Raw genomic sequence first — 14,477 nt, forward strand, 5'->3', positions numbered from 1 at the left:
GGGCTTCATTCCACACCAATCGGGCTTTTACGGGATAAGCATATTAAACATGTAACTCATCAACGTTTAAAAACTGGAGGGAATTAATCATGAAATTTTTTATTGATACTGCAAATCTTGAGGATATAAAAAAAGCATATAAACTTGGAGTTTTAGCTGGTGTTACAACGAATCCTTCTTTAGTAGCAAAAGAGGGCATTAAATTTGAAGACCGTATTGCAGAAATTTGTCAGGCAGTTCCTAAAGTTGAATCTGTTTCGGCAGAAGTAACGCCAGATGCTGTTACAGCTGAAGAGATGATCGCCCAAGCAGAAGAACTGATTAAAATTAACGGTGGCGATGAAAAAGTTACAATTAAACTTCCGATGACGTTAGCAGGATTAGAAGCTTGTCGCTACCTTACTGAAAAAGGTGTGAAAACGAATGTTACACTTATTTTCACGGTGAACCAAGCACTTTTAGCTGCTCGAGCAGGTGCAACGTACGTTTCGCCATTTTTAGGACGCTTAGATGATATTTCTGAAGATGGTGTACTATTAGTTGCTAAAATTGCTGAATTATTCGATGTTCATCAACTAGATACACAAATTATTGCGGCTTCTGTTAGACATCCAGATCATGTAACTCGTGTAGCGATGGCAGGTGCTCACATTGCAACAATCCCTTATAAAGTAATTGAACAACTTGCTATGCACCCATTAACAGACCAAGGTATTGAGAAATTTGCTGCTGATTGGGCGAAAGCGCCTAAATTATAATGTTATGAAAGTGAAGGTGCTTTCCGAAAATTGTTTTTCATGAGAAGACAAATCCTAAGTAACTTCATCGTTTAAACTGGAACCTGAGTTTGTAGTCTTACTACGTGAAAACAGCAAGAGAAGAAAGTGTCATTCACTTTTAAAAAAGGGAAAATTGATCGCACGAAGCGTTTATCACAATAACATTATAATTATGGAAGAGAAATCCCCTTATCAGAGAGGTGAGTTAACATGTATCTCTGATAAGGGAGATTCTTTTTGTATAAATTATTATTTTGTGAAGATGATTTGTATATCGATATATAAATTCTTACTCATGAAAGAACTATATAGGTTCTCTTAATTGTATAGCAATTTTGAAAGGGTTTACATAAAGGGGGGGAACTGCGTATGAATATGTACCTTTTAATGATTACATTATTATCAATCGTAATTGTTATTTTAGGGGTATCGTGGTGGAGATGGCATGCATTTATTAGTTTAACGATTGCAAGTTTGTTTTTAGCAATTATGTCTGGGATGCCAATGGATAAAATAGTGAGTGCTTATGAAACGGGAGTCGGCAGTGTTCTCGGGCATTTAGTAGGTATTTTAGTATTAGGTACAATTTTAGGGAAAATGATGGCAGAGTCAGGTGCTGGAATGCAGGTGGCAGAGTTCTTTATAAAATCCTTTGGGATAAAAAACTTACCATGGGCTATGTTAATTGCAGGTTTTATTATTGGAATCCCGGTGTTTTTTGAAGTAGGCATTTTAATATTACTGCCGTTAGTAATTTCAATTCATAAAACAACGAAACAAAATATTTTATTGATAGCATTACCAGCAATTGCTGGGCTATCTGTCGTACACGGCCTTGTTCCTCCGCATCCAGGGGCCATAGTTGCAATTGGTATTTATAAAGCGAATCTTGGGAAGGTACTAATGTATTCACTCATTATTACATTTTTTGCAGCGATTATTGCAGGTCCTATATTTGCGAAATGGATTCACAAACGTGTAATTCCTGAAAATGAGCCAGAATTGATTCGTGTAAATACAAAATCAACGAAATTACCAGGAATAGGAGTTTCATTTTTAGTTATATTGTTACCTGTTATGTTAATGGTTTTAGCTGCAGCAGCTCCTTATGTGCCTCTTTCTAATACTTTGATGAAGATTGTCACATTAATCGGTAGTCCTATAATTGCACTATTGATTGCATGTTTTACGGCGTTCTATTTTCTTGGATTTCGTCAAGGTATCGATAAAAAAGCTATTAAGAAGATAACAGAAGATAGCTTATTACCAATCGGTTCAATTGTTGCGATTATTGGTGCCGGCGGGGGATTTAAGCAAATTCTCATCGATAGTGGGGTAGGGAATGCTATTGCTCAAATGTCTGAGCATTTAGCTCTATCTCCAATTGTATTAGCATTTATAGTAGCTGGGTTAATTCGAATTGCGACAGGGTCAGCGACAGTCGCTTTAACAACAGCAGCCGGTATCGTTTCGCCAATCGTTGAAAATACGACAGGTGTGAATTTAGAATTACTCGTCATTGCAACAGGTGCAGGAGCGTTAATGTTTTCTCACGTAAACGATGCTGGGTTCTGGATGGTAAAAGAATACCTAGGTTTAACAGTGAAAGAAACATTTAAAACATGGACAGTATTAGAAACATTACTTTCATTTATCGCTTTTGGAGGAGTTTTACTACTCGATATGTTTGTTTAAGATAAAGATGTTTCTATTTAGATAATTATGGCTTACAACGTTTTCAATAGATAAAAGGAATGTATTTTTATGGTGGGATACTGTAGCAATTTTTTGTTAGGAGGAAGAGATGGTGAGCTCAAAATATATGATTGGTGTAGACATTGGGACAACTAGTACAAAATCAGTTCTATTTTCTACTGATGGATCTGTTATTGCTAGTCATGGAATTGAATATCCTTTATATTCCCCTACACCTGAAACAGCAGAACAAGACCCAGAAGAAATCTTTCATGCAGTAATAAATACGATTAAAGAAACTGTACGAATAAGTAGTGTACAGCCGAATGATATTCTTTGTGTCTCTTTTAGTTCGGCAATGCATAGTCTCATTGCTGTAGATGAAAAAGGAGAGCTATTAACGAGATGTATCACTTGGGCAGATAATAGAAGTGCAAGCTGGGCGGAGAAAATAAAGAATGATATGAATGGTCATGAAATTTACCTTCGTACTGGGACACCAATTCATCCGATGTCACCACTTTCGAAATTAGTTTGGCTACAGAATGAGCAGGCAGAGTTATTCGCAAAAAGTTATAAATTCATTTCTATTAAAGAATATGTTTTTTACAAGTTATATAAAGAATATGTAATTGATTATTCTATAGCATCAGCGACAGGAATGTTCAATTTAAAATCTTTAAAATGGGATGAAGAGGCTTTACATGTAGCGGGAATTACAGATAAAAAGCTTTCAAAGCTTGTTCCAACAACGCACAGTTTAACAGGATTAGATGAAGAGCTTGCCAAAGAGATGAATGTACTTGTTTCTACGCCTTTTGTAGTAGGAGCGAGTGATGGAGTACTATCTAATTTAGGTGTAAATGCAATAGATCCTGGCGTTGTGGCTGTTACAATTGGTACAAGCGGTGCGATACGTGCTGTAACAAATCGTCCTGTAACAGATCCAAAAGGTAGAATTTTTTGTTATGCGTTAACTGAAGACCATTGGGTAATCGGTGGTCCAGTTAATAACGGTGGTATGATTTTCAGATGGGCTCGTGACCAATTGGGCACTTCAGAGATTGAACTTGCAAAGCGCTTAGGAAAAGATCCATATGAGGTGCTTACTGAAATAGCAGCAAAAGTGAATCCTGGATCTGATGGTTTATTATTTCACCCGTATTTAGCAGGGGAAAGAGCTCCTTTATGGAATGCAAATGCACGAGGATCTTTCTTTGGACTCGGATTGCATCATAAAAAAGAACATCTTATCCGTGCTGTTTTAGAGGGGGTAATTTATAACTTATATACAGTTCTTCTCGCTTTAAAAGAACTAATTGGCGAACCGAAAAAAATTCAAGCGACAGGCGGTTTTGCAAGGTCGGAACTTTGGAGACAGATGATGGCGGATATTTTCCATCAAGACGTATATGTTCCGGAAAGTTTCGAAAGCTCTTGCTTAGGAGCTGCAATCCTCGGTTTATATAGTTTAGGTGAAATAGATACATTATCCGTAGTTTCTGAAATGGTAGGTGCAGATTTTCATCATGAGCCAAACATGGAAAGTGTGGAAAAATATAAAGATTTAACGCCAATCTATATCCGTTTGTCCCGTCAATTGGAAGAAGAATATGAAAGTATAGCAGCGTATCAAAAAAAGTGGGTTTAAAAGCTATTTACCAAGAAAATATGGTAACGTATAAAGAGGTACTCCGATTTTTTAGGATACTCTTTCAACATAAAATATTTTAAGAAGTATGATGAATGAAAAATATAGGGAGAGAGGGTTATGAAAATGAAGGATAACAAAGAGTTTATCGGATATATTGGAACATACACGAAAGAAAATAGTGAAGGAATATATAAGTTTATTTTAGACACGGAAGCAAAAAAAATTGGTAATGTAACACTTGCCGCTAAGTTGGATAACCCTACATATGTAACGATTAACCGAAATAATGAATATCTCTATTCCGTTGTTAAGGAAGGCGAATCTGGCGGTGTAGCTGCTTATTCCATTGACAGTCATACTGGAGAACTAAAAGCGAAAAATAGACAAGTAGTAGAAGGGGCTTCTCCTTGTCATATTAGTGTTGATAGTGGAAATCATACAGTAGTTACAGCAAATTACCATAAAGGAACGATTGAGTCTTTTGAAGTAAATGAAGAAAATGGAACTGTAAATCCTGCTTCATCTATTATGGCGCATGAAGGTTCAGGTCCGAATAAAGAAAGACAAGAAAAACCACATGCACATTACGCGGGATATACTCCTGATGAAAAATATGTAGTGGGCGTTGATTTAGGGATAGATAAAATAATTACGTATGAAGTAAAAGATAGTACATTAATAGAAGTGAATAGCCTGTCTGTGAATCCGGGAAGTGGACCAAGACACATTGCTTTTCATCCAAATGGAAAATACGCTTATGTAATGACGGAGCTTAGTTCAGAGGTTATTGCGCTAACATATAACTCGGAAGAAGGATCCTTTACAGAATTACAGTATATTTCTACTCTTCCAGAACAATTTGATGAAAATAGTCAAGGCAGTGCTATCCATATTTCTTCTGACGGCCGCTTTGTATATGCAGGTAATCGTGGTCATAATAGTATCGCTGTTTATAGCGTAGATCAAAACTCAGGCCAGCTTACATTTGTGGAACATACATCTACAGAAGGAAATTGGCCAAGAGACTTTGTATTAGATCCTACTGAAAAGTTTCTTGTTGCTACAAATGAAAAGTCACATAATCTTGTGTTATTTTCAAGAGATGAATCTACAGGTAAGTTAACACTTTTACAATCTGATGTTGTTGTGCCAGAGCCTGTTTGTGTGAAGTTTTTAAATATATAATTTCAGATGCCTAAACAAAAGCAAAGCGATATCGCTTTGCTTTTTATTATTTCTTTTTCGGTCTACGTACTAATTCGCCGCCGCAGTTTGGACAAACGTTATGTCTTTCTTCTGTACATGGTGCGCAAAATGTACATTCATATACACAAATGTATGCTTCAGAATCTTGTTCGAGTGATTGATCGCAAATTTGACAGTTTGTTTTCATTTCTAGTGTCATAATAAGTCCCCTTTTTAGTTAGAAAATTTATAATTTAATTATAATTCATTAAATAGAAATAGTCCTTTTCAATTGAAAGGAAATCGAATGATAAAGTTATGAATTGAAACGAAAGATGCTGGTTTATTTTAAAATTGATTATTTATTACAGTTGGAATATTATGAAATAGTCAAAAGACAACAGGGGGTATAGATTTTGACTAATCATAACGATCATTTAAAAGCAAACTGCGAAAAATGCTTCGGTCTATGTTGCGTTGCATTACCGTTCGCAGCATCGGTAGATTTTGCAGTGAATAAAGATGGTGGTAAACCATGTTCTAACTTACAATCAGATTTTAAATGTAGTATACATAAAAATCTTAGAGGAAAAGGTTATAAAGGTTGTACAGTATTTGAGTGTTTCGGTGCTGGGCAGAAGATTTCTCAGGGTACGTTTAAAGGGATTGATTGGCGGAAAGATGCAAAGCATGCAAGAAAAATGTACGATGCTTTTCCGGTTATGCATCAACTTCATGAAATGCTTTGGTATTTGAATGAAGCGATTCTTTTAAAGGCAACACAGCCAATTCATAAAGAGCTGGAGACCGCAATTGAGGAGACAGAGCGACTTTCGAATTTAAATCCAGATGAGTTAATGAAAATAAATGTTCCAATGCATAGGGCAGAGGTGAACATTCTTCTTTTAGAAACGAGCGAATTAGTATGGAAGGAAATGAATACTGCACGTAAGAAACGAATCATTCACCGCGGAGCAGATCTTATGGGAGCAAATTTGAAAAAGAAAAATTTACAAGGTGCAAATTTAAGGGGTGCTTACTTAATTGCGGCTAACTTAAATGGAGCAAATTTAAGAGGAGCAGATCTTATCGGAGCAGATTTAAGAGATGCAGATATTCGCGGGGCTGATTTTACAAATAGTATTTTTCTGACGCAAGTTCAAATTAACGCAGCGAAAGGGGATAAGCATACGAAATTACCGAAAATGTTATCCCGTCCATCGCATTGGAGTGCGTAAAGAGTGAGGAGTGTTTAGTGTGGATATATTTCAGTATTTAGAAGAGATGCAAGAGGATGTCTTTTCGTTAGCAGTAGAGCAAATAGAAGCGAAGTATTTTGAAATTTGTAGCATGTTAGCGTCTGCAGAATATGCAGAACGAATTAAAGCAATTGATATAGAGTCATATAAGGAAAGTATTCGAGTAGGTTTGGATGCAGCTGTAGAAATGGCTACTAATGAAGAATCAAAAGCGATTTATTTTGAGTATGACCTTGATAACGAATGGGATAGTCAGTTTTATATTTGTGAGGAATATATTCCACTTGAAGAAGAGGACGATGATTGGGCATCTGAATGGACATATAATATTGAGGGGCCGGGGTCTGTAGAATTAGCAGATATGTATAATGGAAATGGCTTTGACACAAGTGAAAAAGCAGTCGGTGTAACTTTATATTTAATTGCTAAAACGCTGTGTAGTTTTATAAGTGTACGTAGTGAAGTGCAAAGTAATATACCGATTTGTATTGGTTTTCACGACCAAGATCCAATAATGCGAACAGGCAGAGACTAAGAATCTCTGCCTGCTTTTTATTTCTTTTCAAAAGTAGTAATGAAAACGCTACATATAATGAGAATACCACCAATGAAAAAGTTACTATTTAATGTCTCATTTAATAAGAGCCAACCAAGTAATGATCCAACGATAGGTTGGAAGAAGAAAAATAAGGAACCGATGCTTGCATCCATTAAGTCTAATCCTTTATTCCAAAGGAAAAAGGCACCTGCTGTTGAAACGATTCCTAAGTATAATACGCCTAATATTACGTACGTATTTACTGTTCCGATAGAGGATGTTTGTAGTTCTCCTATCATAAAAGGTGTAATAAAAAAGAGTGAAAAGAATATGGCATACGTTGTAATAACTAAGGATGAAAATTGGATTGAAGCGATTTTTACATAAATAGATAGTAAGGCCCACGTAATAGCGGCTCCAACTAAAATGATTGTTCCGATAAAATAGGAGCCAATTTCAATATCCCATCCGATTACGATAATGACACCGATTGTCGCTATTATAGTAGATAAAAGTCTATGAGCGGTTAGTTTTTCTTTCAAAATGAGCGCTGCAAATATAACCATAAATGCAGGCGTAGCTGATGTAACTAACGAGCCTGTATGAGCGTCGGATAATTTTGTTCCGATAAATTGGCATGTGATTGAAATGAAATATCCAATAAATCCTATCCAAGCGAAGAGGAGCCAATCTTTTTTGCGAATGGTTACTTTTTTCTTTTGCTTTTTCTCAGCTAGTTTCAAAATGCCATACAAAACAACAAAAGCAATGATAAAGCGTAGCCAAACGAGTGTTAGTGGTGGGATAAAATCGAGTACGTATTTGCTAACAACATACATACCGCCCCATATACTTGCTGCTAGTGATAAACATATAGCTCCTAAAATGGTTTGTTTCATTTGAAGTACCTCCGTCTATTTTTAGGGTAATATGAGTTCCCTAAGACGAGGCATAGTGTATGTGTTATAAGCCCGTCTTAGTTTATAGACGGCCTACAGGTTGATCGTTTTCGAATGAAGTGTTGTAGTACATGCGTGCATTCCTCCTCTTTAAGTTATAATGATATTATAACTTAATTTTCTGATTATTAGAGGTTGTTATGAAATATATCGTTATAAAATCACATGTTAGCAATTATCCTAATCCAATTCGCTTAGAAGAGGGGGATGTAGTGAAAATGATAGAGAGTTACGCTGGTCCGGAAAACTGGGAAAACTGGATGTTTTGTCACGAAGAGAAGTATAACCGGAAAGGATGGGTTCCGGAGCAAATTATAAGAAAAGATATGAATGGAACAGGAATTATTATAAAACAATATACTGCGAAAGAATTAAATGTGAGTATTGGAGAAAGATTGATCGGATTAGAAGAATTGAATGGATGGGTTTGGTGCGAAGGAAGAGATGGTGAGAAGGGCTGGGTACCAAAGGAAAACTTACAAAAATATTAATAATAATATTTGATCAATAATTAGGAAACATATTTTTGCTTATGAGTATATTGGTTGTAGGATAAAAAGTAGATTAATAGAGAAAGAGGAGGAGATTATTATAACTACAACCGTTATTTCACATTTTTACAATGAAGAGTATTTATTGCCATGGTGGCTTATGCATCATACGAAACTTTTTGATCATGGTATTTTAATTAATAAAGGTTCAACAGATCGTTCCGTTGAGATTTGTAAAAAATTCGCACCGCATTGGGAGGTGCGAGATTCTGTAAATCCAGAGTTTGATGCATATGCGACAGATCATGAAGTGATGAGGATAGAACAAGAAGTACAAGGATGGAAAATGATTTTAAATACGACTGAGTTTCTTTGCGTGCAAGATAAAAATCAGTTTTGGAAATCGCTAAATGAATTGGGGGGGAGGATGTATTGGCTGGACGGGCTTATTATGGTTGATGATCCTAACTACAACTATCCGGACCTTAACTTTGGAATACCTTTAATGAAACAGCGATTTCATGGTTATTTACCAGAAGATTGGCCGTTATGGAGAAGAGGTAGATTTATTCATAATCATGAGCATGGAAGTTATACGGTTGGAAGACATTTATCTGCGCATGAATCGATGATTTATCCACCTCTTGCCTGTATATTATGGTTTGGGTTTAGTCCGTGGAACGATGCGATGAGAAAGAGAAAGTTACAAATTGGTCCGACTCTTTCTGAAGCTAGTAAGCATGGGGGAATGGGGACGCACCATATTATTACGTCGGAAAGATTAGGAGAATGGTATAAGGAATTAGCGAGAGGAACGAAGGATTTACGTTTTAATGATGCATATCGTTATGTTTTTGTATAAATGATTTCCACCATAAAATTGTTTCTTCAATTCCTGTATTTAGATCGTATGTTGGTTTCCAGTTTACTTCAGTTTTTAAACGTTCTACATTAACCCCGACAAATAAAGGTTCATCTTTAGAGAAAGGGATTGCACCTAGTTTAATTAAATGTTCTTTTCCTATCTTTTTAGCAATGATAGAAGCTAACTTTTTAATTTGTACAGATTGACCAGAAGCGATATTGATGGTGCCTGTAACGCTGTGTTCTAATATTGTTACGAGAGCGTCAGCGACGTCACTCACATGGAGGAAATCTCTCGATTGTTTTCCATGTGTACATAGTGCTTCCTCGTTTTTTAATAAGGAAGTGATAATGTTAGAAACGAGCCGATTACCTTGTTCGTGAGGTCCATACATATGAAAAATGCGGCCCCAACACATGCTGAGGCCTGTTTGTTGTGCATACGTTTCTAGCCAGGAGTGCAGTGCATTTTTACATAAAGAATACGGGGTTTTATAGGAAAGGAGCGGTGAATCTTCAAATAATACGCCGTTAAACCATTCGTACTCTGCGCCAGTACCTGCAACGACAACACGCTTTCCGCCGCATGTTGTGAAGTGTTGAATCAATGAAATACTAGACTTTAGCCAATAGTAATTATTAATAGATACATAGCATGCTGGTGGCACTGCTTCCCAAGCAAGGTGAATGAGATGGCTAGGCTGAACATCCGAAATGAATTGTTTTACTTCGTCATCGCGAAGCAAGTTTACTTTATGCCAATGGCAAGGGAGGTGAGAGGGGTTATTTTTATTATACGTGGCGTGCACTTCATATCCCTTTTGTATAAGTGAATGTACAACATATTTACCTATCCAGCCACTACCACCTGTTACAACAACTTTCTTCATGGCTCGATCACCTCAATTTCTGGAACCGTCACTAAAAATTTACCGCCCCATTCACGAATGAAAGAGCATTCTTTCATAATTTCGTCTTTCAAATTCCAAGGAAGTATAAGAATGTAATCCGGTTTTGTACGTTTAATTTCTGCTGGAGATTTTATTGGAATACGAGTTCCTGGTAAAAGGAGATTTTGTTTGTGAGGATTTTTATCTACTGTATAAGCTAGAAATTCTTTACCTATCCCGCAATAATTCAAAAGGGTGTTTCCTTTAGCTGGAGCACCGTAACCGATAATTTGTTTGTTTAAAGCTTTCGCTTCAATAAAAAACTTTAAAATATTTATTTTCAATTGTTCGATGCGTTTAGAAAAAAGGAGATAGCAATCTAATGTATCTAACCCGTGGTCGACTTCTTTTTGAATTAATTTTGTAACATTGGAATGGATAGTTGATTGGGCACTTAGATGGTTTACAAAAATCCGTAAGGAACCACCATGCGTTGAAAGTTCTTCTACATCAACAATTTGTAAATGATGATAACTTAAAACTTTTTGAAGGCTTATAAGTGAGAAGTAGGAAAAGTGCTCATGGTAGATAGTATCGAACTGTTTAAAGGATATGAGGTTTAATAAGTGTGGGAATTCAATTGTTATCGTGCCATCTTGTTTTAATAACGTTTTTAAACCGGCAACAAAATCATGCAAGTTTGGAACATGTGCTAATACGTTATTTGCGACGATTAAATCAGCTTGTGGCAATTTTTTTGCTAAGTCATTACTGAAAAAATTTACATGAGTAGGAATTCCTTTTTTGATAGCAATTTCTGCTACGTTTTTCGCGGGTTCAATTCCCAATGTCTCGATATTTTCTTTTTTAAAGTATTGTAATAAGTACCCATCGTTACTTGCGATTTCAATCACTTTTGAATGTTTCGTTAAGTTGAAACGCTTAATCGCCATTTCTACATATTGTTTAGCGTGTAGTAGCCAACTTGAGGAGTAAGAGCTGAAGTATAAATAGTTATGAAAAATATTTTGCGGGGATTCAAATTCATCTAGCTGTACGAGTAAACAAGAGTTACAAACAAATGTGTGTAGCGGATAAAAAGGTTCCATTTTATATGAGCTTTCAGGAGCTACAAATGAATTAGCAAGAGGGGAAACGCCCAAATCTAAAAAAGTGTTGGTTAGTAATGAGTGGCAAAAACGGCATTTTTTCTGTTCCATTTTATAGCCCCCTTATAAATTTTTGAATGCATCGATTTGTTGTCGTGTGAAAGATTCTATATTTTCACCAGATGCATATTTTTTGTACCAATCAACAGTCCAAGCGATAGCATCATCTGTTGATAACTTAGGAGTCCAGCCGAGTTTGTTTACTGCTTTTGTACTATCGAGTGTTAAAACAGGTGATTCATAAGGAGTATTTGTAGAGGAGGAAATGATTGTTAGTGGGTTATTCCATAATTTTATTACAGATTCAATAACATCATGAACGGTTCTGTTAGGTTCATTCATTGGGCCGAAATTCCACGCTTCTGCATATTTAGCATCATTCCAAAGTTTCTCAGCTAAAAGGATATAGCCATGTAAAGGATCTAAAACATGTTGCCACGGACGGACGGCATATTTGTTTCGAATACACAAAGTATGATTGTGCAAATATGCCCGAATGATATCAGGGAATAATCGGTCTTCTGCCCAATCACCACCGCCGATGACGTTACCAGCTCTGACTGAGGCGAGTTTCTGGGTATTAGTGCGGAAGAATGATTTTTGATAGGATGTTGCCACTATTTCAGCGCAAGCTTTACTAGCGCTATAAGGGTCGAAACCTCCTAGTCGGTCATTTTCCACGAACGCTCGGTCGCCACTACCGTCATTCTCATAACATTTATCGCTTGTCACATTAATAATGGCACGTACGCTTTCGATGGACTTTGCTGCTTCTAGCACGTGAACAGTACCTAAAACATTCGTTTTGAATGTATCGATAGGGTTTTTGTATGAAGCGGTTACGATTGGCTGAGCTGCTAAATGAAATATTATGTCAGGTTTATGCTGCTTCATGGCATGAAATAAAGAATGGTAATCTGTAATATCGCCTTTCATTGTCGTGCACTCTTTTGCTACGTTACCTTGTTCAAAAGTGTTAGGAATGGATGGGGGATGAGAAGAAAAGCCTACTACTTCTGCACCTAAAGAACTTAAGAAAAGGGTGAGCCAGGAGCCTTTAAATCCAGTATGTCCTGTAATAAATACTTTTTTCTTATTCCAAAAAGATGATGAAGCCATATTACCAAACCTTCCACGGAGCGTTATTACTTTCCCATAGCTCGACTAATTTATTTTTATCGCGCAATGTATCCATCGGATGCCAAAAACCAGAATGTTGATATGCGGCCAATTCATTTTTGTTTACTAACTGAACTAAAGTGTCTGTTTCAAAAACAGACTTATCTCCACTAATGTAATTGAAAACTTCAGGATTTAAAACGAAAAATCCACCGTTAACCCATCCGCCATCACCTAATGGTTTTTCTTGAAAAGATGTTACAGACTGTTTATCTAATATGAGAGAACCGAATCTACCAGGAGGTTGTACGGCAGTAACAGTAGCCATTTTTCCATGTTTTTTATGGAATGTAATAAGTTCTTTTATATTTACATTACTTAATCCATCACCATAAGTGAGGCAGAAAGGTTCGTCTCCGACATAATTTTTAATCTTTTTCACTCGGCCACCCGTTTCGGTATTTACACCAGTATCGATTAGTGTAACTTTCCATGGTTCTACACGATGAGAATGGCTAGTAATTGTATTATCGTTTAACTGTATTGTGAAATCAGACATGTGTAAGTTGTAATTTAGAAAGAACTCTTTAATTGCATATCCTTTATAGCCTAAGCAAATAATAAACTCAGTAATCCCGTAATGACTATACAAACTCATAATGTGCCATAGAATGGGTTTTGTTCCAATTTCAATCATAGGTTTCGGTTTTAAATGTGTTTCTTCCCCAATTCTTGTACCGTACCCACCAGCAAGAATAACAGCTTTCATTTTTTCCTCCTAAAATAAAAATTTATTATTTATACAGTATTCATGTTTTATGCAAATGAGATTGTTTTTGATTAAGTGAATGAAAATGTTTGAGGTGATGACGATGCAGAAAATATTACGGTTTGAATTTTGGAAATAATTTTTGATATTCAGGGTTATGACGGAGGTCTTGTGTTAGGTTACTAAGCTCTAAAAAACGTATGTCCAGTACTTCAGGAGATTGACCGTAATGTGTTTGAAGTCCCATTTGAACACCCCTTTTTGAAAGGGTAGGTGTAATTTGTAATTTTCTTGCTTTTGATTGTTCATTCCAAGGGCTAAAATAAAATTTTAAAATAAATGAAGGATAGTCATAAATTATATATCCGTGCCGCGAATGATGTCTACCAGGTAAATATGCACCGTCTAGATGATTGTGAATAAATCTCCAAGCACATCCGAGATTTGGGTTATAAGGGAAGACACCGTGGTATCGCTGTTCTACTAAGGGGATAGAATATCTAGGCTTTGAATAATTATAATTATGATTATCTATCATTAAAATCATTCTAATCGCATACATGTTTTGGCCTAGTGTATGAAGAGATGAAAAAAATTCTTCAGTATTATTACAACAAAAGAATTCAGTAGTATTTAAAACGATTTTCCAACCTGAAACTTCTCTTTCAATTTCCATCACTTCAATATCAGTATTAGTTGGATCAAACTCAAGAAATCTTGAATTTCGTACTTCCCAGTGGGGTGCTAATAGTTTACAAATCTCTACGGAACGATCTGTAGACCCTCTATTAATTAAAATGCCGTGATCGAATATTTTCGTGTGATGCATAAGCCACCATGGAAGTAGGTATTCTTCATTATAAAAATGAGAAATGATTGTCTTTTTCATATTAATTCCCTCCTATACAAGCAATCATTATTAGTAGGATATGCTTTTAAATAAGAAAGGTTAAAAGTGGCAGACAATGTAGTGATTAGGTAGTAGTTTAGTAATTTTATTGTATAAGTGTAGATTACTCGTATTGAATCATCATAGGAGGAGATTGGGATTTTGTATAAATTGTGAATAATAAACCGTCACGTTTGACTGTACAGTTTATGTATTG

At 36.0% G+C, this 14,477-nt stretch carries 15 protein-coding genes; 8 read left to right on the top strand and 7 right to left on the bottom strand.

The window, feature by feature from the left end; all coding sequences use genetic code 11:
• Positions 1–89 precede the first annotated feature (89 nt).
• The 4 genes from fsa to ACTFR8_RS15850 all read left to right on the top strand — a co-directional run bounded on the left by fsa (position 90) and on the right by ACTFR8_RS15850 (position 5,313).
• Positions 90–758, top strand: coding sequence for a fructose-6-phosphate aldolase (gene fsa / locus ACTFR8_RS15835; protein ID WP_000667676.1), 669 nt, complete (start codon positions 90–92; stop codon positions 756–758).
• A 390-nt stretch (positions 759–1,148) separates the two neighbouring features.
• Positions 1,149–2,474 carry a gluconate permease GntP gene (gene gntP, locus ACTFR8_RS15840; RefSeq protein ID WP_050822006.1) on the top strand — a complete coding sequence of 442 codons (1,326 nt, stop codon included), beginning with the start codon at positions 1,149–1,151 and terminating at the stop codon, positions 2,472–2,474.
• Positions 2,475–2,583: 109 nt separating this feature from the next.
• Entirely contained in the window at positions 2,584–4,125 is a 1,542-nt protein-coding gene (gntK, locus tag ACTFR8_RS15845; RefSeq protein ID WP_004419966.1) for a gluconokinase, read from the top strand.
• 120 nt (positions 4,126–4,245) lie between these two features.
• Complete coding sequence (locus ACTFR8_RS15850) at positions 4,246–5,313, top strand: lactonase family protein (RefSeq protein WP_000782205.1); 1,068 nt, start codon at positions 4,246–4,248, stop codon at positions 5,311–5,313.
• Between the two features lie 46 nt (positions 5,314–5,359).
• Here ACTFR8_RS15850 and ACTFR8_RS15855 read toward each other — a convergent pair whose 3' ends face one another.
• Positions 5,360–5,533, bottom strand: a complete 174-nt coding sequence (locus ACTFR8_RS15855; RefSeq protein WP_000171492.1) for a DUF1272 domain-containing protein — start codon at positions 5,531–5,533, stop codon at positions 5,360–5,362.
• A gap of 196 nt (positions 5,534–5,729) precedes the next feature.
• Here ACTFR8_RS15855 and ACTFR8_RS15860 point away from each other — a divergent pair, with 196 nt between their 5' ends.
• Positions 5,730–6,551, top strand: coding sequence for a pentapeptide repeat-containing protein (locus ACTFR8_RS15860; RefSeq protein ID WP_000181431.1), 822 nt, complete (start codon positions 5,730–5,732; stop codon positions 6,549–6,551).
• 19 nt (positions 6,552–6,570) lie between these two features.
• A complete protein-coding gene (locus tag ACTFR8_RS15865) occupies positions 6,571–7,107 on the top strand; it encodes a hypothetical protein (RefSeq protein ID WP_000350928.1) in 537 nt (178 codons plus the stop codon).
• A gap of 17 nt (positions 7,108–7,124) precedes the next feature.
• Here ACTFR8_RS15865 and ACTFR8_RS15870 read toward each other — a convergent pair whose 3' ends face one another.
• On the bottom strand, positions 7,125–8,009 hold the full coding sequence (locus ACTFR8_RS15870) for a DMT family transporter (protein ID WP_000814730.1): 885 nt from the start codon (positions 8,007–8,009) through the stop codon (positions 7,125–7,127).
• Positions 8,010–8,209: 200 nt separating this feature from the next.
• Between ACTFR8_RS15870 and ACTFR8_RS15875 the strand changes: the two genes are divergently transcribed.
• On the top strand, positions 8,210–8,560 hold the full coding sequence (locus ACTFR8_RS15875) for an SH3 domain-containing protein (RefSeq protein WP_000875289.1): 351 nt from the start codon (positions 8,210–8,212) through the stop codon (positions 8,558–8,560).
• Positions 8,561–8,621: 61 nt separating this feature from the next.
• Entirely contained in the window at positions 8,622–9,422 is an 801-nt protein-coding gene (locus ACTFR8_RS15880; protein ID WP_076774856.1) for a glycosyltransferase family 2 protein, read from the top strand.
• On the opposite strand, the gene ACTFR8_RS15885 is transcribed toward ACTFR8_RS15880, so the two are convergent.
• The 5 genes from ACTFR8_RS15885 to ACTFR8_RS15905 all read right to left on the bottom strand — a co-directional run bounded on the left by ACTFR8_RS15885 (position 9,391) and on the right by ACTFR8_RS15905 (position 14,260).
• Positions 9,391–10,314 carry an NAD-dependent epimerase/dehydratase family protein gene (locus ACTFR8_RS15885; RefSeq protein ID WP_000758375.1) on the bottom strand — a complete coding sequence of 308 codons (924 nt, stop codon included), beginning with the start codon at positions 10,312–10,314 and terminating at the stop codon, positions 9,391–9,393. The genes ACTFR8_RS15880 and ACTFR8_RS15885 overlap by 32 nt on opposite strands.
• The gene (locus ACTFR8_RS15890) at positions 10,311–11,534 is read right to left on the bottom strand and encodes a class I SAM-dependent methyltransferase (RefSeq protein WP_000435776.1); all 1,224 of its coding nucleotides are present in this window, start codon (positions 11,532–11,534) and stop codon (positions 10,311–10,313) included. The genes ACTFR8_RS15885 and ACTFR8_RS15890 overlap by 4 nt, the downstream gene beginning before the upstream one ends.
• Before the next feature lie 12 nt (positions 11,535–11,546).
• Complete coding sequence (rfbG, locus tag ACTFR8_RS15895; protein WP_000168666.1) at positions 11,547–12,602, bottom strand: CDP-glucose 4,6-dehydratase; 1,056 nt, start codon at positions 12,600–12,602, stop codon at positions 11,547–11,549.
• 1 nt (position 12,603) lies between these two features.
• The gene (rfbF, locus tag ACTFR8_RS15900; protein WP_000648800.1) at positions 12,604–13,371 is read right to left on the bottom strand and encodes a glucose-1-phosphate cytidylyltransferase; all 768 of its coding nucleotides are present in this window, start codon (positions 13,369–13,371) and stop codon (positions 12,604–12,606) included.
• Between the two features lie 115 nt (positions 13,372–13,486).
• On the bottom strand, positions 13,487–14,260 hold the full coding sequence (locus ACTFR8_RS15905; protein WP_000750974.1) for a glycosyltransferase family 2 protein: 774 nt from the start codon (positions 14,258–14,260) through the stop codon (positions 13,487–13,489).
• Between the last annotated feature and the right edge of the window lie 217 nt (positions 14,261–14,477).

The organism is Bacillus cereus group sp. MYBK15-3 (genome assembly GCF_051916765.1).
Taxonomy (GTDB): Bacteria; Bacillota; Bacilli; order Bacillales; family Bacillaceae_G; genus Bacillus_A; species Bacillus_A cereus.